We start from the raw sequence: 24,659 nt of genomic DNA on the forward strand, positions 1-24,659 counted from the left end.
CACCGTGCCGGGCCTGGAAAAAACGGCTTTCCCGGGCCCGCGCCGCTACGGCAGAACCATCGTTATCGTGGGGGCGGACGGCCGGTCGATACGCTGACCGAGGGCGGTAATAGCCGCCTGGAAGGGACACAGCGTACCGACGTCGGTCTGACGGCAGCCCGGCTGACGCCACTCCTGACGCAGCATCGGGTGCTGCGCGTCCGGCGTCTGCAGACGACGCAGGTCGTCGAGGCCTTGCGCCTGGAAATAGACCCGCAGATAGCGTTCCCCGCTCTTCGCATTGCGCCAGCGCTCCAGCACCAGGCTACTGCCCGGCGGGATATTTCCCCGGCTGTAGCCCGGCAGCTGCCAGCTAAAGTTCATCAGCGTGCGCACCATGGCGATATTGGTGTCATGGGCCACCAGCAGCAGCCAGCGTACGTTCGGATTCGCCTCCGGTTTGACGCCATCGAGCATAGCGTTGAGCAGCACCGACCCGCGTTTTTGCGCGGTATACAACACATCGTTGCTCAGATCGTAGTTTTCCGTTAACAGCGGCAGCAGGGCGGTGATCTGCCTGGCCTGGGTGATCTTGCCCCACGCCAGCTGGCTGAGAGGCAGGTTTTCACTCCAGCCGAGACGCAGCGTCTCCACCATATTGGCCATCACGCTCAGTCCGCTAATGGTGGTCTTTCCGCTTTTGCTCTGCTCGACCTGCCACGGGGTGTCGAAGATCGGGCAGAGTTTATCGGCCTGACAAACCGCCTGTTTCAATAATTGGATAGTCGGCGCCAGCCCCTGCCGACGCTGCGCCAGATCCCCGGCCTTCTCTTTCACCGCCGCCAGCTGGCGGGCGGGGTCGGTTTGCGTGGCGGCGAACTTGTCGGTCTGAAACAGGGGATCGGCGTCCCCGCTGACGTAATGGATAGCGACGCCGCAGCCCGGAAAGGCGCCATCCACCAGCGCCTGGGCGGTCGCCCGCGTCCGCTGCAGCGGGCTGGCGCGCACGTAAATCGACTCCGCCGTCGGGCATCCCGCCTGCAGCAGGCCGAGCTGGCGATAGTGCTGGCCTTCCTCACGTCCTTTGTTAACCACGGCGGCATAGCCATGGCCGGTGAGCTCGCCGTCATGGGTGGTCCACTCGGTCCACGGTCGTCCGGTGGCGGCCTCGATGGCTTCCCGGTTGCCGGCCGTCGGCGGGCGGATACCGTGGCGGCTGAGCTCGACCACTTTCTCCAGCTGCCAGTCCGCGGCGGCGGCAGATTGCAGCGCCAGCAGCGGCAGCGCGCAGGCGATAAACAGGCGTAACAGCCCCTGATGTCTTGCAGGCATCATATCTTCTTCCTTATTCGTTAATCGGTTATGAGGAGAACGAGGTCTGCCGTTCGACGGCATGGCGCCGGGCGACGATGGCGGCAGTGGTAAAACAGAGTAGCGCGGAACCCAGACCGGTACCCACCCAGAACAGCGCCAGCGTGCTGAAATCATACAGCGTTTTGCCGTTCTCGAGGATCGCCGTTTTATCAATAATGATCCCGGTGAGAAACTCGCCCAGGCCGGCCCCGGCGTAGCTGGCGATGCCGATGGTACCGAGCGCGGCCCCGGCGGCTTTGCGCGAGGAGATATCGACGGCGATCAGCCCGCCGAGGAAGCAGGTCAGGGCGCCAATGGTGGCCCCAAAGATAATCATCGCCAGAATATCAGTGTAGTAATTGTGCGGCGACCAGAGCATCAGGGTGAAGCCGGCGGTGTTCAGCAGGCTGATAAACCCGGCCATCACGCTGCGGTTGCGCGGGAAAAAGCGGTCGGAGAGCATACCGGCGATGATGGTCCCGGCGATGCCGGCGATGGCGTTGACGCCGATAATCCCGGACGCCTCCAGCGTCGAATAAGCTTTATCCTGCTCGAGAAAGAAGATCCCCCACGAGTTGACGGCGTAGCGGTCGATGTACATAAAAGCGGAGGCGAGGGCGAGAGTCCACAGCGCCGGGTTGCGCAGCGCCAGCAGCTGGTTTTTAAACACCGAGCCGCGCGCTTCGGCCTCCTCCTGCGGTTCATCGCGGATGACGTTGATGGACGGAAAGCCGCTGCTCTGCGGCGAATCGTGCATGAACAGCACCAGCAGCACCACCCCGGCGGCGCCGAGCGCGGCGGTGGACAGGTAGCCCATCTGCCAGCCAAATCCGGCGATCACCGCGGCGATCACCATATAGGTCACCGCCTCGCCGATATTATGCGCCGTCGACCAGATGCCATAGAAGGTGCCGCGCTCCTTAACGCCGTACCAGCGCGCCAGCGAGACCGCGCAGGGGCCGACGCCCATCGACTGCGCCCAGCCGTTGATCCCCCAGAAGATGGCCAGCAGCAGGGCGTTGGTGGTCATCCCCATCATCAGGTTCATCCCGGCGCTGAGCAATAAACCGAGGCTCATATAGCGCACCACGTTGGCGTGATCGGCGATAAAGCCGTTGACCAGTTTGCCGATGGCGTAGCTGAAGAACAGGGTGGAGCCGATCATGCCCAGCTCCGTCGGGGTGATCCCCAGCTCCACCAGCGCGCTTTTGGCGACGGTGAACGATAACCGGCAGACGTAAAAGGTGACGTAGGCCAGGGTCATGGCGATAAAAGTCTGCCAGCGCACCCGGCGAAAACGGTGTTCATCAAACGCGGCGCCCGCTTTCGGCGGCGACGCCCGGAAAAAAGCGATAATTCCAGACATAGGTGGTTCTCCGCAGGTCGGAGGCGTGACTGATTGATGTGGTTCGTCCGTGAGTGAAGTTATCGTTACTGTGTAGAGTACATAATCAGAGATAGCCTGACCCGTAAGGGTTAATGTAAGGGTTGTGGGATCATCTTTTTCAGCTGCGGGTAGAGCGTCTGGCTGGCCAGCAGCAGCGGATTGCCGCGCCGGATCCCCTCCTGCGCCAGAAAATCGTTGCTGGCGCCGCCCGCTTCGCGCATCAGCACCAGCCCCGGCAGGGCGTCCCACGGGTTCATGTGCGGCTCGTAGTAGCCAATCAACCGGCCCGCCGCCGCCCAGGCGCTCATCAATGCCCCGGAACCGTTGCGGATAAACATACCGCCGTCGCTGAGCAGCGCCTGCAGAAACGGCAGAAAGTCCGCCGGGGTGACGCGATGCGAGGTGCCGACGCCCATCACGCCCTCTTTGACCGTCGCCGCAGGGTGCGGATGGATCGGGGCGTCGTTGAGCCAGGCGCCATGGCCGCGCAGAGCATGAAACAGCTCGCGATGGTTAGGGTCGTAGACCACGCCGATGACCGGTTCGCCGTCGGCGACGATCGCCAGCGACAGGCACCAGGTGTGCAGGCCGTTGAGGAAACAGCTGGTGCCATCGATGGGGTCGACCACCCACAGCACCCGGGCGTCGGGCAGGCGAGTGCCGCTCTCTTCGCCGAGAAAGCCATCCTCCGGAAACGCGCTCTGAATGCGCTGTTTGACAAAGGCCTCCACCCGTTTGTCGGCCACGCTGACCACATCCTGCAGGTCATCGCCTTTATGGTCGACGGTCAGCGCCTCGCGCTGTTGATAGAATTCAAACGCCAGCTCAGCCCCCGCTTTCGCCAGCTCGCAGGCCAGACGGTAGCGGGCCTGTAGCGCTTCTGATTCCTGAGATTGCATAGTGACTCCCTATTTTGCACACGTGTGCATTTTGCGTGAAAAAAACAGCCCCGAAGGGCTGAATGAGTGTGGCCGGGTTTCGCAGAAGATTCTGTGATCGCCCCAGCATAAAATGATTTTTTCATTTCGCACTATGGCGAATAATTAGTTTCACTGGCACTTCGCGATGGCGCGTGGGCAGGCTGAAGCGGGCGATCCGCGTCATCAACAGATCCACTGCGTGGTGGGCCAGCAGGGCGGTATTCTGCTGAACGGTGGTGAGCTGATAGGGCTGCCAGTCCGCCTGCGGGATATCGTCAAAGCCGACGATATCCCGCAGCGGGGCGGGGGCGTCCCGCAGGCCGTCCAGGGCGCCCAGCGCCAGCATATCGGTGGCGCAGAACAGCGCCTGCACCCCGGGGTTTTCAGCAACCAGTTCTCTGGCGGCCTGGTAGCCGGCCTGATAGCCGCCGCCGTCGCAGAAGCGGCTGCTCACCGTCATGCCCGACGTCCGGGCGATAAAAGCCTCATAGCGCTGACGGGTGCTGAAGTTCTCGCGATTTTCGCCAATAAAGCCAACCTGCTGCCAGCCTCGGCGACTGAACAGATCCGCCACCAGCTTTGCCCCCTGGGCGTTATCGCTGCACACCCGGTCGCAGCCGGCGAGGTCCGCATGGCGGTTGATCAGGGTGACGGGGATCTTGCGCGCCAGATACTCTTCCGCCAGCGACAGCGGCGGCGCGCCGGAGGTGATGATCACCCCGGCGACGTGATAGCTCAGCAGCTGTTTAAGCGAGGGGGCGAGCTGCTGCGGATCGTCAGCGTTCATCAGCAGCGGCATAAAGCCATTGAGCGCCAGCTGATGGACCAGCGGCGCCAGCAGTTTGCTGCGAAACGGGTTGTCGAAACCGGCGGTAACGATGCCGATAAAATTACTGCTGCCGGTGATCATCGTCCGGGCGATGATATTCACCTGATAGCCCAGGGTTTCCGCGGCGCTCAGCACCTTCTGCCGGGTCTTCTCCGACACCGAGGCGCCGGGGGTGAAGGTGCGGGAGACCGCCGAGCGCGAGACGCCGGCCAGTCTGGCCACGTCCTCGGCCTTAATCCATTTTTTATCGCTCATCGTCGTTTCGCGCCGTCTGTTTTCCAGGAAGCCGACGCCCGGGCGGGCGTCGGTCACGCACACTGCCTGAAAAGGTATCACAGAAAGGCGCCGACGCGCAGCGCCTTGCGCCTTATGCCGGGTAGCGGATGTGCTCCACCTCACGCTGCAAAATCACCTTGCCGTGGCGAATGGAGGTCAGCACCCGTGCCTGACGACGGACGGCTTCGTAGTCGTTTTCCGCATCGAGGATCAACAGGTTAGCCGGGCGGCCTTCGGCGAGGCCGTAATTATCGCCCAGACACAGCGCTCGGGCGCTGTTGTCGGTGACAAAGTCGAGGCAGCGCTGCAGATCGTCATAGCCGAGCATATGGCAGATGTGCAGCCCGGCATCCAGAATGCGCAGGATATTGCCGTTCCCCAGCGGGTACCACGGATCCTGAATCGAGTCCTGGGCAAAGCAGACGTTGATGCCGGCGCGATCCAGCTCCGCCACCCGGGTGACGCCGCGCCGTTTCGGCCAGCTGTCAAATCGGCCCTGCAAATGAATGCTTTCGGTCGGGCAGGAGATGAAGTTGATGCCAGAGGCTTTCAGCAGGCGAAACAGCTTTGAGCAGTAGGCGTTATCATAAGAGCCCATCGCGCAGGTGTGGCTGGCGGTGACCTGCGCTCCCATGCCGCGCACCCGCGCCTCTTCCGCCAGCACTTCGAGGAAACGCGACTGCGGATCGTCGATTTCATCGCAGTGGACATCCACCAGGCGGCCGTAACGCTGGGCGAGGTCCATCAAAAACATCACCGAGCTGACCCCTTTGTCGCGGGTGTTCTCATAGTGCGGAATGCCGCCCACCACGTCGGCGCCCATCTCGATGGCGCGCGTCATCAGCTCCCGGCCGTTGGGGTACGATTCGATCCCCTCCTGCGGGAAGGCGACAATCTGCAGATCGATAAGGTCGGCGGCCTCTTGTTTCACTGCCAGCAGCGCCTTCAGGGCCGCCAGTGACGGGTCGGTGACATCCACATGGGTCCGGACGTGCTGGACGCCGAAATCGCGCAGCATACCGATGGTTTTCAGCGCCCGCTGGCGGGTGTCCTCTGGGGTAATGCTCGCTTTGCGCTGGCTCCAGCGGGTGATGCCTTCAAACAGGGTGCCGCTGCGGTTCCACTCCGGCTCGCCCGCGGTGAGGGTGGCGTCAAGATGAATATGCGGCTCGACGAAGGGCGGGATCGCCAGCCGGCCCCGGGCGTCAATATCCCCGGCGTCGGCAGTCTGCATCGCGGCCTGGGCGGTGATGCGCTGAATCATCCCGTCCTGCAGGTCAAGAGTAAACAGCGCCTCCTGGCGGCGCAGGCGAGCGTTAATAATTTTCATAATGGGTCCTGTAAATGGTTTTGCGATAAACGCCAGATCACCAGCGCGACCGAGGCGTTGAGATGAAACTGGGGGTGGCTGACCGGGTAGCCGGTCAGTTTTTCAATACGCTGGATGCGCTGGTGCAACGTGTTGCGATGCAGGCCCAGCCGCTCGGCGGCCCGCACCACGTTGCCGTTCTCCTGCAGCAGCGTCTCGAGGGTCTCCAGCAGCAGCCACGGCGCTTTGCGGCCCGGCTCGATCAGGCAGCCGAGGGTGTCGTGCATAAAATCGTTGAGCAGCGCCGGATCGCTGACCGCGGACAGCAGTTTGATAAACCCCAGCTGCTGATAGTCGCTGATGCGCTGGGTCGGCCGCAGGGTATCGCACAGATCCAGCGCCTGGCGCGCCTGCGACAGCGCCCGCGGGTAACCCTGCAGCTGTCTGAGCGGCGCGGAGAGGCCGCAGAGCAGCGATAAACTCTCCTCTCCGTCCGCCAGCGTCTGCAGCCACTGCTGTAGCCATTTTTTCTGCTGAAAGCCTTCTCCCTCCTCATCCGGCAGCAGGAAAAGAAACATGTTGCTGCGCTCCAGCAGCGGAAAGGGATTGCCCTGCTGGTTGAGCTGCTGCTGCAGCTGCTGACGCACGCTGCGGTGGGCCTGCAGCAGCCAGGCTTCGGCCTGTTCGGGCGGGAACTGGCGAAACAGGCGGGACAGCCCCTCCAGACGCAGCGCCGCCAGCCGCAGCGGACGGGTAAAATCGAGCTGCTGGTGGAGGGCGCGCTGATGGAGCATCTGCAGATCCGGATAGTCGCCGGTGACCAGCTGCATCAGAATGTCGCGCTGTGACTGCAGGGCGTTTTCGCTGCGCACCAGCGCGGTGCCGATGCGCTCGGTGACAATTACCATCTTCAGCAGGTAGGGCTGCTCGATCAGCGGCATGCCCAGCTCGTCGGCAAGGGCGATCAGCGTGGCGGGAATAGCGTGGATATAGGCCTCGCCGGTGAGGATCACCATCCCGGCGATGCCGCGCTGTTTGCCCTCCATCAGCAGCTGGATCAGGTTGGCTTCATCCCGGGGATGGTTGATGCCGGTGATAAACACCAGCTCGCCGCCCATGATCCACTCGGCGATATGTTCATTTTCCGCCACGTAGTACCAGCGTACCGCCCGCTGCAGCCCTTGCTTTCCCGCCCGCAGACGCAGGGCGGAGAGTCCCTCAAGGGCCAGCAGTTCGCTGACCGTCAGGCTCATGGCTCCTGCTCCGCGACGGCGGCAGGCTGGCGTTTGCTTAGCAGGGTCAGGGCGATATAGACCAGCGCGGAGACGGTGATCCCCACCAGCGGTGCGATCCACGGTGACAGATAGGCCACCACCGCGCCAGCGGCGTAGGCGCCGAGTCCCAGCCAGTTAAAACGCGGCAGGCGGGCGTTCTGCAGCAGGGGATAGCGTCCGCCGCGGGCGAACCAGTAGTCGGCGAGGATCACCCCGCCGATGGGCGGAATAATACTGCCCAGCAGCACGAGGAACGGGATCAGCATTTCGTACATCCCGCCGATGGCGAGCACAATGCCCACCCCGGCGGCGGCGAGGGTCAGCGTCCGGCGACGTTCGCTGCGCAGCAGATGGCAGGCGGCGGCAGAGACGTTATAGATGGTGGGTCCCTGGATGGTCAGCAGGTTGAGACACAGCATGATCACCGCGGCGACCGACAGCCCCTGCAGGATCAGCACTTCGACGATATCGGCCTGCTGATAGACGATGGCGCACCAGGCGCCGGCGACGATCATCAGCCCGTTGCCGATGAGGAAGCTGCCCATGCTGGCGAGAATGGCGGTCCGGCTGGAGTTGGCCAGCCGGGTCCAGTTCGTCGCCTGGGTGGCGCCGCTGGCGAAGGTCCCGAAGACCATGGTGATGGCCGCCGACCAGGTCATGGTGTCGCTCGGCGCAATGCGGGTCATTGCCTGCCAGCCGCCGGCGTGGTGCAGCGCCAGATACATGGAGACCATCAGCAGTACAAACATCAATGGCACCGACAGGCGCGACAGCGCGTCCAGCCCCTTGTAGCCCACCAGCGCGGTGACGCAAAAGAGAATGCCAAACAGCACCATCAACGGCTGGGTCAGCGCCTCGGGCAGGGCGAGGATCTTCACCAGCGAGATAGCGACCGTGGCGGTCCCCCAGGCGTACCAGCCCAGTTCGGCAAAGCCAAGAATAAAGTCGGCCAGCTTGCTGCCGATCTCCCCGAAGCAGAACCGGCCCATCAGCACCGTATTCAGGCCGCTGCGCGCGGCGATCCAGCCCAGCGACGCGGCATAGAGGGCCAGCAAGGCGTTGCCGATGACGGCTATCCACAGCAGATTGACGATGGAAAAGGAGACGCCGAGTTTGCCGCCGGCAAACATCGTGCCGGTGAAAAAGGTAAAGCTGAACAACACCATGGCGATGGAAAATACGCCTTTGCGTCCGGCGGCGGGCGCTTCGACGAGGGGAAAATCATTGCTGTTTGACATCCTGGAACCTCTGGCTGGTAGATGGGCGGTGATAGCCGGAAGTAGCAAGAGATGTGCCAGGAAAAACCGGGCACGGGGAATATCACAGGATGTGCACAGTGCACAGTAATGATGGGGTAAAGACGATGAGATGCCATTTTAGTGGGCATCCTGCCATGTTTTGCACCAGTCCAGGGCAGAGGAGGGCGGCGAGCGCATCCCTGGCGCAGGAGGAGAATTTCAGCCAGGGCGATCCGCCAGTTTTTGGCCAGCGAGTAGTGGAGAATAGCGGTGTATTGAAAACGGTTGGTTAAATCACTGTGAATAAAGGTTATTTAATATGCATTTATGGTATAACCATTTGTCTTGTGTGTGTTTCCTGAAATATTGTCCCCTCCGGTTAGCGGTGTTAGTATCGGATAAATAGCCATTTAGACGGCTAAATAAATCATCGCTAACCTAAGGAACTGCTATGTGGCAAGAAAGACTCGCGCAACTGGTCACCACCTGTCATTGGATCGGGGCGAAAGGCTGGGCGCCGGCGACCGGCGGCAATATGTCGGTGCGTCAGGATGACACCTGGTGCTGGCTAAGCGAGTCGGGCCGCGATAAAGGCAGCCTGACAACCGAGGATTTTCTGCAGGTTGAGATCGCCACCAATCAGGCGCCTTCCGGCCGGAAGCCGTCGGCGGAGACCGGCCTGCACACCCTGGTGTATCGCCTGTTCCCGGAAGCCAACGTGGTGCTGCATGTGCATACCGTCAACGCCACGGTGCTGTCGCGCATCGAAAAAAGCGACACGCTGGCGCTGCAGGGGTATGAAATGCAGAAAACCCTTAGCGGGCAGCACAGCCATCTCGATACCGTGCCGGTCGCCATCTTCGATAATGACCAGGATATTGACGCCCTGGCGGCGCGGATTGCCGATTATGCGCAAACGCGCCCGCTGCGCTACGGTTTTCTGCTGCGCGGCCACGGCCTGACCTGCTGGGGGAAAGATATTCAGGAGGCCCGCCGGCAACTGGAGGGGCTGGAGTTCCTGTTCGAGTGCGAGCTGATGCGCCGCCGCTACGAGCCCTGAGCCGGAGCAGGTATGGATTTTTATCTTGGTATTGATATTGGCACCTCGCGGGTGAAAGCGGTGCTGTTTGATCAGCATTTCACCGCCTGCGCCAGCGCCGCGGAAAACACGTCACCCCGCCTGTCGGCCAATGGCTATGCGGAACAGGATATGACCCAGCTGTGGCATTCGGTGCTGGCTATTCTGCGCCAGATTGCCCGCCACCCGGCGCTGCAGGCGGGGCGGCTGCGGGCCATCGGCCTCGCCGGGCAAGGGGAGGGGGTCTGGCTCAGCGATGCGCAGGGTGAACCGGTGGGCCCGGGGATCCTGTGGAGCGATACCCGCAGCCACGAGCTGATGAGCGACCTGCTGCGCCGACCCGGCTTCGACCGCCGCTATTTCGCCGATACCGGCACCCACCTGCAGCCCTGCAATACCAGCCTGCAGCTGTACTGGCTGAAACAGTATCAGCCGGCGCGGCTGGCGGCCGCGCGCTATCTGTTTTTCGCCAAGGACTGGATCCGCTTTCGCCTGACCGGCGTGGCGGCGCTGACCGGACTGCCCGCCGCGACGCCGGTGGCCGCCGGGGCGCTGGATGTCTTTAGCGCCGCGCTGGGCTGCGGCGCGGTCAACGAAGGGGATATCTACACGATCCTCGGGACCACCTGCTGCACCGGGATCGTCTGCCGCGGCCCGCAGACGGTGAACGAGGCGACGCGCTTTGTCACCCATACCGAAGCCGGGCAGGTGATCTCGCTGTTTCCGATGCAGGCCGGTACGCCAAACATTGACTGGCTGCAGCAGCATATTTCGCTGGACGCCGATCTGGATCGGCTGGAGCAGGCGATCGCGGAGGTGGAGCCGGGCAGCGGCGGCGTCTTCTGGCAGCCGTACCTCAATGGCGAACGCGCGCCGTTTTACAGCCCGGACGCGCGGGCCGGCTTTTTTGGCATTAGACCGCACACCACCCGCGCCGAACTGCAGCGCGCGGTGTTTGAAGGCCTGGCCTTCGCCATTGTCGATGCGCTGCAGGGTTATCCGCAGGGCGGCGAGCTGTATCTGACCGGCGGCGGCGCAGCCTCGGCGACCTGGCTGCAGATTATCGCCGACTGTACCGGACGCACGGTGGTCTCCAGCGCCTTTAACGAACTGAGCGCGCGCGGCGCGGCGATTCTGGCGGCCCGCAGCGTCGCGGCGCTGGCCGGGACGCCTCCGCTGGCGCAGACCCGCTATCAGCCGCGCCCTCAGGCGCATGCCCGCTACGCGGCGCTGTATCCCGTTTACCGCCTGCTGCGCGAGCAGATGCTGCCGGTATGGCAGGCCAGGCAGGCCGCCCTTCAATCTTTTTCTCAGGACCTACAACCATGAAAATCGTTTTTACCGCCGAGCATGCTGGCGACCTTAGCGCCTTCCACCCGCTGGGCGAGCTGCTGGTGGAGGGATGGGCGCTGGGCAAACCGAAGCTCAGCGCCGGTCAGCTGATTGAGCTGGCCCACGACGCCGAGGTGCTGGTGACCAGCTATGATGAGGTGAGGGACGCGGTAATGGCCGCCTGTCCGCGCCTGCAGGTAATCGCCTGCACCCGCGCCAATCCAGTGAATATTGATACCCAGGCCGCGCAGGCGCGCGGCATCCGGGTGCTTTATACCCCGGGGCGCAATGCCGATGCCGCCGCGGAGCTGACGTTTGGCCTGATGCTCAGCCTGGCGCGCCATATTCCGCAATCCCATGCGGCGCTGAAGCGGGGGGAATTCACGCAGGCTGACAATGCCGCAGCCGCCACCCGGCAGGGCCTGCGGCGGGATGTGGTCTGGGACGTGAGCCCGGAAAGCCCCTATGAAGTGTTTAAGGGCAGTGAACTGCGCAATAAAACGCTGGGGCTGGTGGGCTATGGCAACATTGGCCGCCGGGTGGCGCGTATCGCCCGGGCGTTCGGTATGGCGGTGTTGGTGGTGGATCCGTTCGTCGCCGCAGAGGATATTAATGAGCCAGGGTTACAGAAAACGACCCTGGAGGCGCTGTTCCGCGAGGCGGATATCGTCAGCCTGCATCTGAGCAGCGGGCCGCACAGCGACGGGCTGGTGAATGCGGCGCTGTTAAACAGCATGAAGCCCGGCGCGCTGCTGATCAATACCTCTCGCGCGGCGGTGGTCGACGAGGCTGCGCTGATTGATGCCCTGCGTCACGGCCCGCTGGGCGGCGCGGCGCTGGATGTCTATCACCGCGAACCGCTGTGGCGCGATCATCCTTTTGTCACCGAGTTCGATAACGTGATCATCACGCCGCATATTGCCGGAGCCACCCGGGAGAGTATCGCCAAACACACGGCGATGATTGCCGCCGATCTTCAGCGCTATGTTGCCGGGGAGCCGCTGCTGTACCCGTGGCGTTAAGCCGCTTGCGCCGCCGCGTCCTGCAGCGGCGTGGGTCCAACGTCAGGGGCGATGGGCCGCCATAAAAGCCTGGGTCTGTTCCCAGTCTACCACCCCGGCATCCGATCCCATCCCGGTTGCCACCAGCGCGGCCACCGCCGAGGCGACGTCACACGCTGCTTTCACGCTGAGCCCGCGCGCCAGCGCGGCAATAAACCCGCCGCAGTAGCTGTCGCCGCAGCCGGTGGTATCCACTGCCTCGACGGGCCACGGCGCAATATGCTCCAGCGCGCCATCGCCACGGATAAGCCAGGAGCCGTTCTCGCCGTCTTTCAGAATACAGGTGCCCACGCCGAGCGCCAGGAAGAAACGGCCGATGGCCTCCGGCTGGGTCTCGCCGCAGAGAAAAGCGGCTTCCTCCAGCGAAGGCATGAAATAATCCACCGACGGCAGCAGGGGCCGCAGTAGTTCCAGGGTCTCTTCATTCGGGGCGATAAGGTCAAAGCTGGTGGTGACTCCGCGCGCTTTAGCCGCCTGCAACAGCCGCGCGCTCTGCCCCTGATCCATTGCCGCCAGCAGTCCGGTCCCGCCGTGATGCAGGAAACGACAGTCGAGGACGGCGTCAAATTCCGCTTCACTGACGAACAGGGCGTCGGATGCGCCCCGGCAGTGCAGGGCCGGACGCTCGCCGTTGGGGCGAATCGGCAGGATCGTCGCCGAGGTCTCTTTCAGCGCGGTGCGCTGGATAAGCGAGCAGTCGATGCCCAGCCGGGCATAGCTGGCGAGGATAAAGTCGGCCTTTTCATCTTCACCCAGGCAGGCCACCGCTGCGGTGCGGATCCCCAGCTTCGCGGCGTTAATATTGGCCCCGGCGGCGGTGCCGGCGGGGTTGAGGCGAATTTGCTCAATAAAGGCGACGCCGCCGCGCGGCGGGATCGCCACCACCGGGCGCCCGGCGATATCCAGAATAGTCAGGCCGACAAACACGGCGTCAAAGGTTGCCATCGTTCTCCCGTTTAGCGATGCGTTTGGCGCATGCGCGCCTGCCAGAAGGAAAGGGCGAGGGCCACCACCAGAATCACGCCGACCAGCGCGTCCTTCACCAGATAATTGAGCCCCATCAGGTTCAGGCCATTATCAATAATGGCAAGGAACAGCACGCCGCCGAGGGTGCCAAGGATGCTGACCCGGCCCAGACGATTAAAGGCGGTGCCGATAAATACTGCCGCAATGGCGTCCATCAGGTAAGACTGCCCGGCCAGCGGGGTAAACTGCCGCAGGTTGGCGGAGAGGATCACCCCGCCGACGGCACAGAGCGCCGAGGCGGCCACCAGCACGCCGAGCATGGTCAGGCGATCGCGGATCCCGGCGATGCGCGCTGCTTCGCTGTTCTGACCGATGGCGCGGACATATTTGCCCCACAGCGTGCGCTCGGTGACCAGCCAGGCCACCAGCCACAGCGCCAGCACAATCACCACCGGCGTGGGGATCCCACCAAGGCTGCCCACTGCCAGATCGTGATATTCCGGCGCCATCCGCCGATAGGCTATCGCGCCGCCGCCGTCGGTATAGATGCGCTCGGCGCTGCTGGCGATAAACCAGGTGCCGAGCGTGGCGAGGAAGGGGCGGATCCGGCAGATGAGGATCAGAAAGGCATTGAGCAGGCCAATCAGGACGCCGCCAAGCAGGGCGCAGCCCACCGCGGCCTGCCACGGCAGATGCCAGGTTTTCAGGGCGACGAGGGCGAAGGCGGCGCCGAAATCGAGCGCAACGCCCACCGACAGATCAATCGCCCCGGCGCTGACGATCAGGGTCATCGCCATCGCCACAATCAGCAGGATCGCGCTGCCCTGCAGCAGGTTGGCCCAGTTATCCACGGTTAAAAATACCGGATTCGCCCAGCCAAACAGGGCGATGGCCAGCAGGGTGATGACGCCAAATCCGGCCCGCGATAGCCAGGCCAGCGGGCTGCTGGCCGTCTGTTCTGTCGGGGCAGGGGTTTTCAGGGTTATCTGGCTCATGCCTCGCCTCCTTTGTGTCTGACCGCCGATGCCGCCAGCACCACCAGGATCAGGCCGCCTTTAATGGCGCCCATCCAGAAGATATTGACCCCCAGCAGGCCGAGCCCGTTAGAGAGGGCATTGACCAGAATCGCCCCCAGCAGCGCCCCCCAGATGGTGACCACCCGACGGCGCGAGAAGGCGGCGCCGATAAAGGTCGCCAGCACGGTTTCCAGCAGCAGCGGCGTGGCCGTCCCGCTGGAACTGCCGGAGCCCTGGCTGAGCAGCGGCAGAATAGCCAGCCCGGCGGCAATGCCCGCTAACAGCCAGACCAGCAGGGTCAGGCGGCGCACGTTCAGGCCGCTCATCTGCGCCATATCGCGGTTGCCGCCCACCGCCTGCACATGCTGGCCGAAGCGGGAGTGGTGGAGCAGGAACTGGAACAGGATAAATACCCCCAGCAGATAGATCAGCGGCCAGGGCAGGCCCAGCACGCTGTTATCGCGAAAGGCGACCATCAGCGGATCGCTGACCGCGATGCGCCGCTGGCCGGTCAACAGATCTGTCAGGCCGGTAAACGCCACGGAGGTCGAGAGGGTGGCCAGCAGCGGCGGCAGGCCGGCCGCCAGCACCAGCAAGCCGTTAATTGCCCCGCAGAGCAGGCAAACCGCCGCCAGCAGCGCCAGCAGCAGGAGGTACGGCGTGTGCCATTCGGCCAGACCGAGGCTGAGCAGCGCGACGCCGAGCACCGCCGTCGCCGGCAGGGAGAGGTCGATGCCGCCGGAGACCACGTCATCCCCGCCCACGGCGATAACGCAGACCAGGCCGAAACAGAGGATCGCCAGCGGAACGCTCTGGACCAGCATCAGGCTGATATTTTGCCAGCTGAGAAAGTAGGGAGACTGTACGCTCAGCCATACCAGCAGCGCCAGAAACAGGATCAGGGGAAATTTTTCAATCAGCGTCGCCAGGCCCGGACGGCCGCGACGCAGGATAGCGGTACTCATGGTGAAGGCTCCTGTCCGCCGTTGATCGCCACCAGCAGGGTGTCCAGTGTTAGCCCGCGGGTGGGCAGATTGGCCGCCAGCGCGCCGCGCCAGAGGACCAGGATCCGGTCGCATAGTCCGAGCAGTTCGGTGGCGTCGCTGGAGGAGACCAGCACCGCCCGTCCTTTATCGGCCAGCTGGCGCGTCCGTTGATAAATATCGCGACGGGCGCCGATATCGACCCCAAGGGTGGGTTCATCGAGAATAAACAGCCGGGCATCGGTCCCCAGCCAGCGGGCGAGGATCGCTTTCTGCTGATTACCGCCGCTCATGTAGCGTACCGGCAGCCCCGGGCGTCCCGGGCGGATCGCCAGCTGTTCTATCCAGTCGCGCGCTTTCTGCTCGGCGAGACCCCGCCGCTCCCAGCCCAAGGTGGCGGTCTCCGGCAGCGAGGCGAGATTAATATTGTCGGCGGTGGTGAAGGGCAGGATCAGCCCCTGATGGCGGCGGTCGCGCGGCACCAGCGCCATGCCGGCGCGGATCGCCTGCTTTGGCGTGCGGATGCGCCGCGGCCGGCCGTCGAGCTGGATGGTGCCGCGTTCCGCCGGGCGTAAGCCGTAGAGTAAGTCGACCAGCACATCGCGCCCGGCGCCCAGCAGGCCGGCGACGCCGACGATTTCGCCCGGCTGAATATCAAAAGAGAGATCCTGCAGCTGCCGCCCGTCGCTCAGCTGGCGCACCGAGAGCAGCGGGGCTGCCCCGGTGTCTGTCGCCGGGCGCTGGCGCGGGGTATAGAGCTGGTCGATTTCCCGGCCGACCATCATGGCGATCAGCGCCTCGGTATTCTGCAGCAGGTCGCGGTCCGGGTAACCGACCACTTCCCCGTTACGCAGCACGGTGCCGCGGTCGCAGAGGGTGGCTATCTCATTGAGGTAGTGGGAAATATACAGAATGGCAATGCCCTGGTCGCGCAGGCGCAGGATGGCGGAGGAGACCAGACTGGCCTCCTGCGCCTCCAGCGGCGCGGTGGGCTCGTCGAATACCACCAGCCGCGCCGCGCCGTCGATCAGCGCGCGGGCAATCTGCACCAGCTTGCGTTCGGCCAGGCTCAGGTCGCGCACCAGCCGTTCGGGGTCGATCGTCAACTGCCAGTGTTGCTGGAAAAATTGCGCCGTAGCGGCCTTCATCCGTCGGCGATCCAGCGCCCCCCAGCGGGTGCGATACTCCTGGCCGAGAAACACCGATTCCGCGACGGTAAAATGCGGGATCAGGTTCAGCTCCTGGTGGATAACGCGGATGCCGGCGGCTTCAATGGCTGCCGGATTGCCGAGGGGCAGCGGGTGACCGTCGAGGGTGGCGCTGCCGCTGTCGGCCTGATAGACCCCGGCGAGGATTTTAATCAGCGTCGATTTACCGGCGCCGTTCTCGCCAATCAGGCCATGAATTTCCCCCGGATTGAGGCGCAGGGTGACTGCATTAAGTGCCGTAACGCTGGCAAAACGTTTGCCGATCTGGTCCATGACCAGACCCGCGGCGGGGCGCTCCCCGCCAGGGTGTTGATTTATCACTGCAGTTCGCCGTATCCCAACTGTTTATACACCGCTTTCGCCTCCTGCGGACCTTTCACCGGGACCACCGGGATAAAGGTTTGCACCGGCAGTTTCTGACCGGCAAAGTAGCGGGCCACGTTGTCGGCAGAGGTCTGGCCGATCAGATGCGGCTGCTGCGCGACGTTCGCCACGAACGGACTGCCAGGCTCTGCCATGATCTCCAGGGTCTCCGGACCGGCGTCGATCGCCGTTACTTTCACGTCCTTATCGCGACCGGTCTCTTCCAGCGCCTGGACGATACCGATGGCCGGTTGATCCCAGCAGGCGACATGGATGGCGTCCAGTTTGCCTTTCGGATACTGACTGAGTAATTCGAGGGTTTTCTTCCGCGCATCTTCCGGTGAGTTGGCGAACTGTTCCGCAAGCTCAGGCTGGATAATATGAATATCCGGATAATCCTTAAGGACATATTTCCACTGATCGTAACGAATGCCGCAAATACGCAGCGCGCTGGAGAATGCGTTAAATACAGCGACGTTGCCTTTGCCGCCTAATTCATCCGCCATATAGCGGCCGATGGTTGAGCCTAAAGTGTAGTTATCGGAGGTGGTATTGTTGACTGAATATTGTGAAACATGATCCACGGTAAATACCGGGATACCGGCATCACGCAATGCTTTAAATTTGGGTTCGACGGCGCTGTCGCCGAGAATACTAATTACCGCATCCACCTTGCGTGACAGTAAAATATCGTGATTATTGGCATGCACCTGGTTATCGCGACCGCCATCGACGCCAATGACTTTCCCCCCCAGTTTCTCCACTTCCTCTGTCGCGCCTTTAAAGGCCTCGCGATCCCAGAAATGCTGAGTGCCGACCACGGCAACGCCAATGGTTTTTCCCTGTAAGGAGAGGGCGTCCGCGGCAGTGACGCTCAGCGAGGCAAGGGAAAGCAGTCCCAGCGCGGCAGGCAATAATTTTCTCTTCTGCGACATTGTTATTATGATCCTGTGATGAAGGTGGTTGCGGAGCGGTAGCATGACAAGAAGGACCTCGCCACCTCAAATACAAAATAAGTCTAAGTTATGCCGGCAATGTTATATCGCAGAAATGACAGAGAAAAAGTTTATTTTGTCATCAGGAACCTGAAAATATTTCATGATGCTAAATATACCTTTTAAATTTGTGGTTTTATTTTTGACTTATTCCGTGTTTATTTAGCGAATAAAAACAAGTTTGTGTTTATTGTCATGGCGTAGAGAAATACGGCCATGGCAGAGAAAAACAGGTGATTGCGCGGGCTAATAGTTTTTTTAGCAGAGTAATGTCTGGCCGGGGTGGGGTATTTCCGTTATTACCTCGCTTTAATTTAACGACCTTTTGGCTGAGAAGAACGCGGGTGCTATGAAGAAACAGCATAATTATACGGTGATGCACTGGGGAACGTGGCAGGTAGAAAGCCAGGAAGGCGATATTGTGGCGGTGAATCCGGTGCCCTGGGATAAAAATCCGTCACGCATCGGCCAGTCGCTCCCCGACGCGGTGACCAGCCAAACGCGCATTCGCCGTCCGGCGGTGCGCGCTGGCTATCTGCAGCAGGGGCCGGCGTCACGAGAGGGGCGAGGCAAGGAGCCCTTTGTCGAAGTCAGCTGGGAGGTGGCGCTCGACCTGCTGGCTCGCGAGCTGCGTTCGGTCAAGGCGCGCTGCGGCAATGAGGCGATCTACGGCGGCTCCTACGGCTGGGCCAGCGCCGGGCGCTTTCACCATGCACAGAGCCAGCTGCACCGCTTTCTCAAGGGATTTGGCGGGTATACCGCCAGCACCAATACCTATAGCAGCGCCGCGGGCGAGCGCATTCTGCCGCATATTCTCGGGCCGCTGAGCCCGCTGCACCGTCAGCATACCCATTTTTCCGAGCTGGCGCGGGAGTGTCAGCTGTTTGTCGCCATCGGCGGACTGCCGCTGCGCAATGCCCAGGTCAACGGCGGCGGCGCCAATGACCATATGCTGCAGTACTGGCTGGATAAGATGCAGGTCAACGGCGCGCGATTCATCAATATCAGCCCGGTGCGCAATGATCTTAGCGCGGTAGCCCACGCCGAGTGGCTGGCCATTCGGCCGGGCACCGATACCGCTCTGCTGCTGGCGCTGAGCTATGTGCTGATCAGTGAATCTCTCTACGATCAGGCGTTTGTCGCCAGCCATACCGTCGGGTTTGTCCCCTATCGCGCTTATCTGTTGGGTGAGCACGACGGCGTAGCGAAAACCCCGGCGTGGGCGGCGGCGATCACCGGTCTGGACGCCCAGCGCATCGCCGACCTGGCGCGGGAGATGGCCCGCCACCGGACGATGGTGAATATCTCTTGGTCTGTCCAGCGCGCCCGTCAGGGGGAGCAGGCCTACTGGGCGACGGTGGCCCTGACCGCGCTGCTGGGACAGATCGGCACACCGGGCGGCGGCCTTGGGTTTGGCTACGCCTGTACCAACCTGGCGGGCGCGGTGCGAAAAGCGTTTTCCGGCCCGCGCTTGCCCGCCGGGGAGAATGCGGTGGACAGCGTTATCCCGGTGGCGCGGCTGTCCGATATGCTGCTGCACCCGGGAGAAGTCTATGAGTTCGACGGTCAGCAGCGGCGTTATCCCGACATCCGTCTGGTTTACTGGGCGGGAGGCAATGCGTTTCATCATCACCAGGATATCAACCGGCTGTGCGAGGCCTGGCGCCGTCCGGAGACGGTGGTGGTGCATGAGCAGTACTGGACCGCGCAGGCCAAATTCTCCGATATCGTCCTGCCGGCCACCACCTCGCTGGAGCGCGAGGACATCGGCTGCGGCGGCCACGACGGGTTTATGATCGCCATGAGCGCGCAGATCCCGCCGGTGGGCGAGGCGCGTGATGATTACGCCATTTTCTGCGATCTGGCCGAACGGCTGGGCTTCGGAGAACAGTTCAGCGAAGGACGTGACGCCGGGCAGTGGCTGCGTCATCTCTATGAGGAGTCAAGACCGCGGGCCGAAGAGGAGGACATTACGCTGCCCTCATTCGAGGCGTTCTGGCAGCAGGGGGTGCTGGAGTACAGTGCGCCGGAGCGGCCGCAGATCTTTCTCGCCGATTTTCGCGCCGATCCGCAGCGCTATCCGCTCACCACGCCCTCCGGCAAGATTGAACTCTTTTCCGCCACCGTCGCCGGGTTTGGCTATCGTGAATGCCCTGGCCATCCGTGGTGGGATGAGGAAGAGGCCGCCCGCCAGCGGCAGGAGGCGGCGCGCTGGCCGCTTCATCTGCTCTCCAGTCAGCCGCGCGCCCGCCTGCACAGTCAGTACGACCACGGCAGCGTCAGCCGGGCGACGAAAATTCAGGGACGCGAGCCGCTGTGGATGCATCCGAGCGATGCGCAGGCAAGAGACATCCGCGAAGGCTGCGTGGTGAAGGTCTATAACGACCGCGGGGCGATTCTGGCGGGCGTGCACCTGAGCGAGCAGATTTTGCCGGGGGTGGTGCAGATGTCCACCGGCGCCTGGTATGACCCGCTGGATCCCAAAGAAAAAGGATCGCTCGATAAGCACGGCAATCCCAACGTGTTAACCGAGGATCGCGGCAGTTCGCGCCTGGGGCAGGGCTGTAGCGCCCAGAGCTGCTGGGTGGAGATCGCTCCGTGGCGAGAGGAACTGCCGCCGATCACCGCCTTTGACCCGCCGACGTTTATTGCGCTTTAGGTGGTGGCGATCGGATAGCCCGGGGGCGGCGCGCCAGGCGCCGTCCCCGGGAAAGCGTGTGATGACAGCGCGGCGTTACGCCAGCCGCGGGTAGGCGCTGGCGATATCGTCGCCGGTGAATTGGGCGATCCAGCCTTCCGGGTTATCAAAAATGCGAATGGCGGTGAAGTTCGGTTCTGAGCCCATATCAAACCAGTGCGGGGTGTGGGCGGGAACCGAAATCAGATCGTTCTTTTCGCACAGCACCTGGAACACCTCGTCGCCAATATGCAGGCAGAACAGGCCGGCGCCTTCGACAAAGAAACGGACCTCATCTTCACCATGAGTGTGCTCGTTAAGGAATTTTTCCCGCAGCGCCGCTTTCTGCGGGTTATCGGCGCGCAGGCTGATGACGTCCCAGCTCTGGTAGCCCTTTTCGGCGACCAGTTTGTCAATTGCGTGCTGATAGGCGGCAATCACCGTTTCTGGGCTGGGATTTGCGCCGAGGTCGCGGTCGGCCTGCCAGCGTTCGAAGCGGACGCCTTTGGCGTTAAGCTGCGCCTGAATCGCGTTGGCGTCGGTGCTGTGCCAGAGCGGTGTTTGCGGATCGGTCACGGAAAATAGGGTTAATGCGCTCATGCTGGGATCTGCTCCGGATGAATGTCGTCAAAACGCTGAACCTGAGGATGGTGGCTCGCCGGGTCGCGGTCGCCGCGTACCAGCTGGATCGTGCGCAAACCCGCGGCCTCGGCGGCGTCGAGTTCCTGATGGATATCCGACAGGAACAGGATAGCGCCGGGGGCGTGGCCCAGGTGTTCAGCAATGTTACGGTAGGACTGCACCTCGCGTTTGGCGCCTACCAGGGTATCGAAATAGCCCGTGAACAGATGAGTAATATCACCTTCATCGCTGTAGCCAAATAACAATTTCTGCGCGGCGACGGAGCCTGAGGAATATACATACAGATCAATACCCTGCGCTTTCCATTTCTCCAGGGCCGGCAGTACGTCCGGATAGAGATGGCCGGTAAAGTCGCCGTTGAGGTAGCCGTCGCGCCAGATGATCCCCTGTAGCGCCTTTAGCGCCGTGGATTTACGGTCTTCGTCCATAAAGGCGAAGAGGGTAGTGATAAGGTCGGCGGTGCTGGCGGCCGGGGCATCTGTCTCGCGGCGCAGGTTGTCGAGAATGGTTTTGACCGGTTCAGCGTGCTGCTGAGCGGTGACAAAGCCGGCCAGTCGTTCGCGGGCGTAGGGGAACAGCACGTTATGCACGAAGCGGATATCGCTGGTGGTGCCTTCTATGTCGGTCACGATGGCGCGGATCATGGTTTCTCCAGAGTGGGCGTGGCGTGGAATAACATTAGCATTTAGACGTCTAAGCGTCTTGATTGCCAAATATTAACATCGTGTTATAGTGGCTTCAACAACAGCATTACAATCGGTAAAAAAAGAATGAGTAATAACCCGTTGATTCCAGAGAGTAAACTGCCGGCGCTCGGCACCACGATTTTTACCCAGATGAGCGCCCTGGCCCAGCAGTATCAGGCTATTAATCTGTCACAGGGCTTTCCCGATTTCGACGGCCCGCGCTATCTTCAGGAGCGCCTGGCCTACCACGTCGCCCAGGGGGCGAATCAATATGCCCCGATGACCGGCGTGCCGGCGCTGCGCGAGGCGATCGCCAGCAAGACCGCGGAGCTGTATGGTTACCTGCCCGATGTCAACAGCGATATCACGGTCACCGCCGGCGCGACCGAGGCCCTGTATGCGGCGATCACCGCCCTGGTACGCCGCGGCGACGAGGTGATCTGTTTTGATCCCAGCTACGACAGCTATGCTCCGGCGGTGGCGCTGGCCGGCGGCGAGTTACGCCGCATTGCGCTGCAGCCGCCGCATTTTCGCGTCGACTGGCAGCAGTTCGCGGCGGCGCTGAGCGATAAAACCCGGCTGGTGATCCTCAATACCCCGCACAATCCCTCGGCCACCGTCTGGCAGCGCGAGGATTTTGCTGCCCTGTGGCAGGCAATCGCCGAACGCGAGATCTATGTCCTCAGCGATGAGGTTTATGAGCATATCTGTTTCGCCGCTGACGGCCACGCCAGCGTGCTGGCGCATCCGCAGCTGCGCGAGCGGGCGGTGGCGGTCTCCTCGTTTGGCAAAACCTTTCATATGACCGGCTGGAAGGTCGGCTACTGCGTGGCTCCGGCGGCCATCAGCGCCGAGCTGCGCAAGGTGCACCAGTATCTGACCTTTTCAGTGAATACCCCGGCGCAGCTGGCGATTGCCGATATGCTGCGCGAGGCGCCGGAGCACTATCGCGAGCTGCCGGCGTTTTATCGGGAACGCCGCGATCTGTTTATTGAGGCGCTGCGCCCAGGCCGACTGGAACTTCTGCCCTGTGAAGGCACCTATTTCCTGCTGGCGGACTATAGCGCTATCTCCGATCTGGACGACGTCAGCTTCTGTCGCTGGCTGACCACGGAGATTGGCGTGGCGGCGATCCCGCTCTCCGTCTTCTGCGCCGATCCGTTCCCGCATAAGCTGATCCGGCTGTGCTTCGCCAAGCAGCCGGCGACCCTGTTGGCCGCGGCGGCGCGTTTGTGTCAGCTGTAGCTATTTAATGGTCCACGCCTGAGAGAACTGGCGGCCGGCGAACATCTCCGTCAGGCCGCTGATTTGCTTCAGGCGCAGTACCTCATCGGCATCCATCCCCAGCTCTTTGCCGATTTTCTGCGGCGTCCAGCCTAGCTGGGTCAGTTCGCGGACGATCTCCGACATAGCGTGGATTTGATGACGTCCGCGGGCCCGATTATGGCGGATTGTTGCCGCTATCAGCCCGTCACGCGAGGCGATCCCGTCCGTCAGGCAGGTGACCGGCAGATAACCATTCAGCATTTTTTTCAGTGACGCTTTGCTGGCGGCCAGTTCATGACGGTGAAAGCCGTCGACAATGGTATACGCCCGCGGGCCTTGCTGGATGACGACGACCGGTTGGGTAAAACCATCGGTTTCCAGCGAGGTTTGCAAAAGGCGTTTTTCCGGCGGCGCCACGTTATTCGGGTTGTAGTCGTTAGGGATGACCTGCTCCTGTTTCACCCACAGTACGCAGTCAACGGGCTGGTCGCGGAAGGGACTGTGCTGATGGAGCACCTGACGAAACGCGTTAATTGCCTCGATGCGCGCCTCGTCATCCAGGGTATTCAGGTAAGCATCCAACGCCTGCGTCAGTTGTTGTTGCATAATATCCCCCATTGTTGGCGATGTTTTTCCATGCGTTTGCGGTAGCGCTGATAATGGCTGCTTTTGGTCGGGCTAAACGAGAGCTGGCGGCACCAGTAGTCATTATTGAGCAGCACCTTGCAGACTCGCCGCCAGGACGGGATATCTTTCGTGCCAATGTCCGCGGGCTGGGTATCCGGGATGTCCTCCATCCCTTTTTTCTGATACCAGCGCAGATAGACGGCGATTTTGTTGCGATAGTGCTCGGCGGTGGTTTCCGGCATGCTGTCGAGCAGGAACAGGGCGTAGCTTTTCCAGGTTAAATGGTCGGGCTTGTCGATTTTTCGATGCCCGTAGAACTGATTATCATGTCCGGCATAGATCCCGCCGCTGTGCGCGCCGCTCACCCGCTGACACATCAACGCCCAGCGCTCAGGCTCCAGCACATGGTAGAGCCACAGCCCCTGACGTTGCTCGGGACCAAATGGTTCGCAAATGCGCATATAGCGCAGCGGCACCCCGGCCTGATACATCAGATCGTACAGCGGGTTATAGGGCTGACCGCTTTTGGCAAACCAGGTCCAGATATCGGCGGTTTTCCAGTCATAGAGCGGGTAGATATACCAGGCGTGGCCGCCCGGCGCTGAGGTGGTCCACGGTTTATCGTCGGCGAAGCGCTGTTTACGCTGTGACGAAATCGTCATAAAACGATTCAGTGACTCGTCGGCGCGAATACCCACCAGCACGGCGGCGGGGCGTCGTTGCGAAAACCACTCGGCAAAGTGGCTGACAAAGGACTCAAAGCTCATTCCCGGTTGATAAAAAGGAAAATAGCCCTGATGAGTAATGGCCCACGGCGGCGGCTGGCGGACCCAGTTGGCACCGGACTCCCAGCATTGCCATTGGGGTTTATACTGCGTCAGAGCATTCTGGGTGGTGAGCGGCAGAGCGACCCAGTAAAAGGTGTCGATAACATCCTGATACAGCGTGCGCAGTTTTTCACAGTGGGCGATGGTGCAGGAGAACTGCGCTTCCCAGTCGATAAACAGCACGCAGATTTTTTTCCCCTGTCGCCGCGCCGCCTGCGCGGTTAAATGCAGCATAACGGTGGAGTCTTTCCCCCCGGAGAAAGACACACAGATGCGCGAAAAATTATCCATGACCCATTGGATCCGCTGCTCAGTTGCCTGTAGCACCGATTCCGGTAAGGGATATTTGGTGAAGGACATGACCATT

Annotated in this window: 21 protein-coding genes; 5 read left to right on the forward strand and 16 right to left on the reverse strand. The window is 62.1% G+C overall.

Features of this window, described 5'->3' with window-relative positions; genetic code table 11:
- Positions 1-45 precede the first annotated feature (45 nt).
- From ACKLKD_RS05710 to codB, 7 genes are all read right to left on the reverse strand, one after another.
- Positions 46-1,314, reverse strand: coding sequence for a histidine phosphatase family protein (locus tag ACKLKD_RS05710; protein ID WP_025714573.1), 1,269 nt, complete (start codon positions 1,312-1,314; stop codon positions 46-48).
- Between the two features lie 25 nt (positions 1,315-1,339).
- The gene (locus ACKLKD_RS05715) at positions 1,340-2,698 is read right to left on the reverse strand and encodes an MFS transporter (protein WP_025714574.1); all 1,359 of its coding nucleotides are present in this window, start codon (positions 2,696-2,698) and stop codon (positions 1,340-1,342) included.
- A 110-nt stretch (positions 2,699-2,808) separates the two neighbouring features.
- Positions 2,809-3,618, reverse strand: coding sequence for an inositol monophosphatase family protein (locus tag ACKLKD_RS05720; RefSeq protein WP_087806431.1), 810 nt, complete (start codon positions 3,616-3,618; stop codon positions 2,809-2,811).
- Positions 3,619-3,739: 121 nt separating this feature from the next.
- Positions 3,740-4,690, reverse strand: a complete 951-nt coding sequence (locus tag ACKLKD_RS05725) for a LacI family DNA-binding transcriptional regulator (RefSeq protein ID WP_165931882.1) — start codon at positions 4,688-4,690, stop codon at positions 3,740-3,742.
- A 145-nt stretch (positions 4,691-4,835) separates the two neighbouring features.
- Positions 4,836-6,074, reverse strand: coding sequence for a cytosine deaminase (gene codA / locus ACKLKD_RS05730; RefSeq protein WP_025714577.1), 1,239 nt, complete (start codon positions 6,072-6,074; stop codon positions 4,836-4,838).
- Complete coding sequence (locus ACKLKD_RS05735) at positions 6,071-7,306, reverse strand: PucR family transcriptional regulator (RefSeq protein ID WP_025714578.1); 1,236 nt, start codon at positions 7,304-7,306, stop codon at positions 6,071-6,073. The genes codA and ACKLKD_RS05735 overlap by 4 nt, the downstream gene beginning before the upstream one ends.
- The gene (gene codB, locus ACKLKD_RS05740; RefSeq protein WP_025714579.1) at positions 7,303-8,565 is read right to left on the reverse strand and encodes a cytosine permease; all 1,263 of its coding nucleotides are present in this window, start codon (positions 8,563-8,565) and stop codon (positions 7,303-7,305) included. The genes ACKLKD_RS05735 and codB overlap by 4 nt, the downstream gene beginning before the upstream one ends.
- 451 nt (positions 8,566-9,016) lie before the next feature.
- Between codB and ACKLKD_RS05745 the strand changes: the two genes are divergently transcribed.
- The 3 genes from ACKLKD_RS05745 to ACKLKD_RS05755 are packed head-to-tail and all read left to right on the forward strand — an operon-like array spanning position 9,017 to position 11,997.
- Entirely contained in the window at positions 9,017-9,625 is a 609-nt protein-coding gene (locus ACKLKD_RS05745; protein ID WP_008805607.1) for a methylthioribulose 1-phosphate dehydratase, read from the forward strand.
- A gap of 12 nt (positions 9,626-9,637) precedes the next feature.
- A complete protein-coding gene (locus ACKLKD_RS05750; protein WP_087806429.1) occupies positions 9,638-10,972 on the forward strand; it encodes an FGGY-family carbohydrate kinase in 1,335 nt (444 codons plus the stop codon).
- The gene (locus ACKLKD_RS05755; RefSeq protein WP_087806427.1) at positions 10,969-11,997 is read left to right on the forward strand and encodes a 2-hydroxyacid dehydrogenase; all 1,029 of its coding nucleotides are present in this window, start codon (positions 10,969-10,971) and stop codon (positions 11,995-11,997) included. Before ACKLKD_RS05750 ends, ACKLKD_RS05755 begins: the two co-directional genes overlap by 4 nt.
- Positions 11,998-12,039: 42 nt before the next feature.
- On the opposite strand, the gene ACKLKD_RS05760 is transcribed toward ACKLKD_RS05755, so the two are convergent.
- Genes ACKLKD_RS05760 through ACKLKD_RS05780 form a run of 5 tightly spaced genes read right to left on the reverse strand, consistent with a single transcriptional unit; the run spans position 12,040 to position 17,507 of the window.
- Positions 12,040-12,981 (reverse strand): carbohydrate kinase family protein, encoded by a 942-nt coding sequence (locus ACKLKD_RS05760; protein WP_025714582.1) that lies wholly within the window; start codon positions 12,979-12,981, stop codon positions 12,040-12,042.
- A gap of 11 nt (positions 12,982-12,992) precedes the next feature.
- Positions 12,993-13,997 carry an ABC transporter permease gene (locus ACKLKD_RS05765; protein ID WP_080897287.1) on the reverse strand — a complete coding sequence of 335 codons (1,005 nt, stop codon included), beginning with the start codon at positions 13,995-13,997 and terminating at the stop codon, positions 12,993-12,995.
- Positions 13,994-14,983: an ABC transporter permease gene (locus ACKLKD_RS05770; RefSeq protein ID WP_025714584.1), complete on the reverse strand. Its 990-nt coding sequence runs from the start codon at positions 14,981-14,983 to the stop codon at positions 13,994-13,996. Before ACKLKD_RS05770 ends, ACKLKD_RS05765 begins: the two co-directional genes overlap by 4 nt.
- The gene (locus ACKLKD_RS05775; RefSeq protein WP_165931881.1) at positions 14,980-16,482 is read right to left on the reverse strand and encodes a sugar ABC transporter ATP-binding protein; all 1,503 of its coding nucleotides are present in this window, start codon (positions 16,480-16,482) and stop codon (positions 14,980-14,982) included. The genes ACKLKD_RS05770 and ACKLKD_RS05775 overlap by 4 nt, the downstream gene beginning before the upstream one ends.
- 44 nt (positions 16,483-16,526) lie before the next feature.
- Positions 16,527-17,507, reverse strand: a complete 981-nt coding sequence (locus tag ACKLKD_RS05780) for a sugar ABC transporter substrate-binding protein (RefSeq protein WP_025714586.1) — start codon at positions 17,505-17,507, stop codon at positions 16,527-16,529.
- A 409-nt stretch (positions 17,508-17,916) separates the two neighbouring features.
- Here ACKLKD_RS05780 and ACKLKD_RS05785 point away from each other — a divergent pair, with 409 nt between their 5' ends.
- On the forward strand, positions 17,917-20,226 hold the full coding sequence (locus tag ACKLKD_RS05785; RefSeq protein ID WP_087806425.1) for a molybdopterin-dependent oxidoreductase: 2,310 nt from the start codon (positions 17,917-17,919) through the stop codon (positions 20,224-20,226).
- A 75-nt stretch (positions 20,227-20,301) separates the two neighbouring features.
- Here the strand turns inward: ACKLKD_RS05785 and ACKLKD_RS05790 are convergent, their stop codons facing one another.
- Both ACKLKD_RS05790 and mtnC read right to left on the reverse strand, forming a co-directional pair.
- Positions 20,302-20,844, reverse strand: a complete 543-nt coding sequence (locus ACKLKD_RS05790; protein WP_025714356.1) for a 1,2-dihydroxy-3-keto-5-methylthiopentene dioxygenase — start codon at positions 20,842-20,844, stop codon at positions 20,302-20,304.
- On the reverse strand, positions 20,841-21,530 hold the full coding sequence (mtnC, locus tag ACKLKD_RS05795; RefSeq protein WP_025714355.1) for an acireductone synthase: 690 nt from the start codon (positions 21,528-21,530) through the stop codon (positions 20,841-20,843). The genes ACKLKD_RS05790 and mtnC overlap by 4 nt, the downstream gene beginning before the upstream one ends.
- A 141-nt stretch (positions 21,531-21,671) precedes the next feature.
- Here mtnC and ACKLKD_RS05800 point away from each other — a divergent pair, with 141 nt between their 5' ends.
- Positions 21,672-22,817, forward strand: a complete 1,146-nt coding sequence (locus ACKLKD_RS05800; protein ID WP_165931880.1) for a pyridoxal phosphate-dependent aminotransferase — start codon at positions 21,672-21,674, stop codon at positions 22,815-22,817.
- Here the strand turns inward: ACKLKD_RS05800 and ACKLKD_RS05805 are convergent, their stop codons facing one another.
- A complete protein-coding gene (locus ACKLKD_RS05805) occupies positions 22,818-23,444 on the reverse strand; it encodes an IbrB-like domain-containing protein (protein WP_025714353.1) in 627 nt (208 codons plus the stop codon).
- Complete coding sequence (locus tag ACKLKD_RS05810; RefSeq protein WP_087806423.1) at positions 23,429-24,652, reverse strand: phosphoadenosine phosphosulfate reductase; 1,224 nt, start codon at positions 24,650-24,652, stop codon at positions 23,429-23,431. Before ACKLKD_RS05810 ends, ACKLKD_RS05805 begins: the two co-directional genes overlap by 16 nt.
- Between the last annotated feature and the right edge of the window lie 7 nt (positions 24,653-24,659).

Origin of the sequence: Klebsiella sp. 10982, assembly GCF_048589245.1 — a bacterium.
Lineage (GTDB): Bacteria > Pseudomonadota > Gammaproteobacteria > Enterobacterales > Enterobacteriaceae > Klebsiella > Klebsiella quasivariicola.

Excerpts from the sequence above, each read along its gene's own strand:
- ACKLKD_RS05710 (WP_025714573.1), bottom strand. The coding sequence starts at position 1,314 with ATGATGCCTGCAAGACATCAGGGGCTGTTACGCCTGTTTATCGCCTGC.
- ACKLKD_RS05715 (WP_025714574.1), bottom strand. The coding sequence starts at position 2,698 with ATGTCTGGAATTATCGCTTTTTTCCGGGCGTCGCCGCCGAAAGCGGGC.
- ACKLKD_RS05720 (WP_087806431.1), bottom strand. The coding sequence starts at position 3,618 with ATGCAATCTCAGGAATCAGAAGCGCTACAGGCCCGCTACCGTCTGGCC.
- codA (WP_025714577.1), bottom strand. The coding sequence starts at position 6,074 with ATGAAAATTATTAACGCTCGCCTGCGCCGCCAGGAGGCGCTGTTTACT.
- ACKLKD_RS05735 (WP_025714578.1), bottom strand. The coding sequence starts at position 7,306 with ATGAGCCTGACGGTCAGCGAACTGCTGGCCCTTGAGGGACTCTCCGCC.
- codB (WP_025714579.1), bottom strand. The coding sequence starts at position 8,565 with ATGTCAAACAGCAATGATTTTCCCCTCGTCGAAGCGCCCGCCGCCGGA.
- ACKLKD_RS05745 (WP_008805607.1), top strand. The coding sequence starts at position 9,017 with ATGTGGCAAGAAAGACTCGCGCAACTGGTCACCACCTGTCATTGGATC.
- ACKLKD_RS05750 (WP_087806429.1), top strand. The coding sequence starts at position 9,638 with ATGGATTTTTATCTTGGTATTGATATTGGCACCTCGCGGGTGAAAGCG.
- ACKLKD_RS05755 (WP_087806427.1), top strand. The coding sequence starts at position 10,969 with ATGAAAATCGTTTTTACCGCCGAGCATGCTGGCGACCTTAGCGCCTTC.
- ACKLKD_RS05760 (WP_025714582.1), bottom strand. The coding sequence starts at position 12,981 with ATGGCAACCTTTGACGCCGTGTTTGTCGGCCTGACTATTCTGGATATC.
- ACKLKD_RS05765 (WP_080897287.1), bottom strand. The coding sequence starts at position 13,997 with ATGAGCCAGATAACCCTGAAAACCCCTGCCCCGACAGAACAGACGGCC.
- ACKLKD_RS05770 (WP_025714584.1), bottom strand. The coding sequence starts at position 14,983 with ATGAGTACCGCTATCCTGCGTCGCGGCCGTCCGGGCCTGGCGACGCTG.
- ACKLKD_RS05775 (WP_165931881.1), bottom strand. The coding sequence starts at position 16,482 with ATGGACCAGATCGGCAAACGTTTTGCCAGCGTTACGGCACTTAATGCA.
- ACKLKD_RS05780 (WP_025714586.1), bottom strand. The coding sequence starts at position 17,507 with ATGTCGCAGAAGAGAAAATTATTGCCTGCCGCGCTGGGACTGCTTTCC.
- ACKLKD_RS05785 (WP_087806425.1), top strand. The coding sequence starts at position 17,917 with ATGAAGAAACAGCATAATTATACGGTGATGCACTGGGGAACGTGGCAG.
- ACKLKD_RS05790 (WP_025714356.1), bottom strand. The coding sequence starts at position 20,844 with ATGAGCGCATTAACCCTATTTTCCGTGACCGATCCGCAAACACCGCTC.
- mtnC (WP_025714355.1), bottom strand. The coding sequence starts at position 21,530 with ATGATCCGCGCCATCGTGACCGACATAGAAGGCACCACCAGCGATATC.
- ACKLKD_RS05805 (WP_025714353.1), bottom strand. The coding sequence starts at position 23,444 with ATGCAACAACAACTGACGCAGGCGTTGGATGCTTACCTGAATACCCTG.
- ACKLKD_RS05810 (WP_087806423.1), bottom strand. The coding sequence starts at position 24,652 with ATGTCCTTCACCAAATATCCCTTACCGGAATCGGTGCTACAGGCAACT.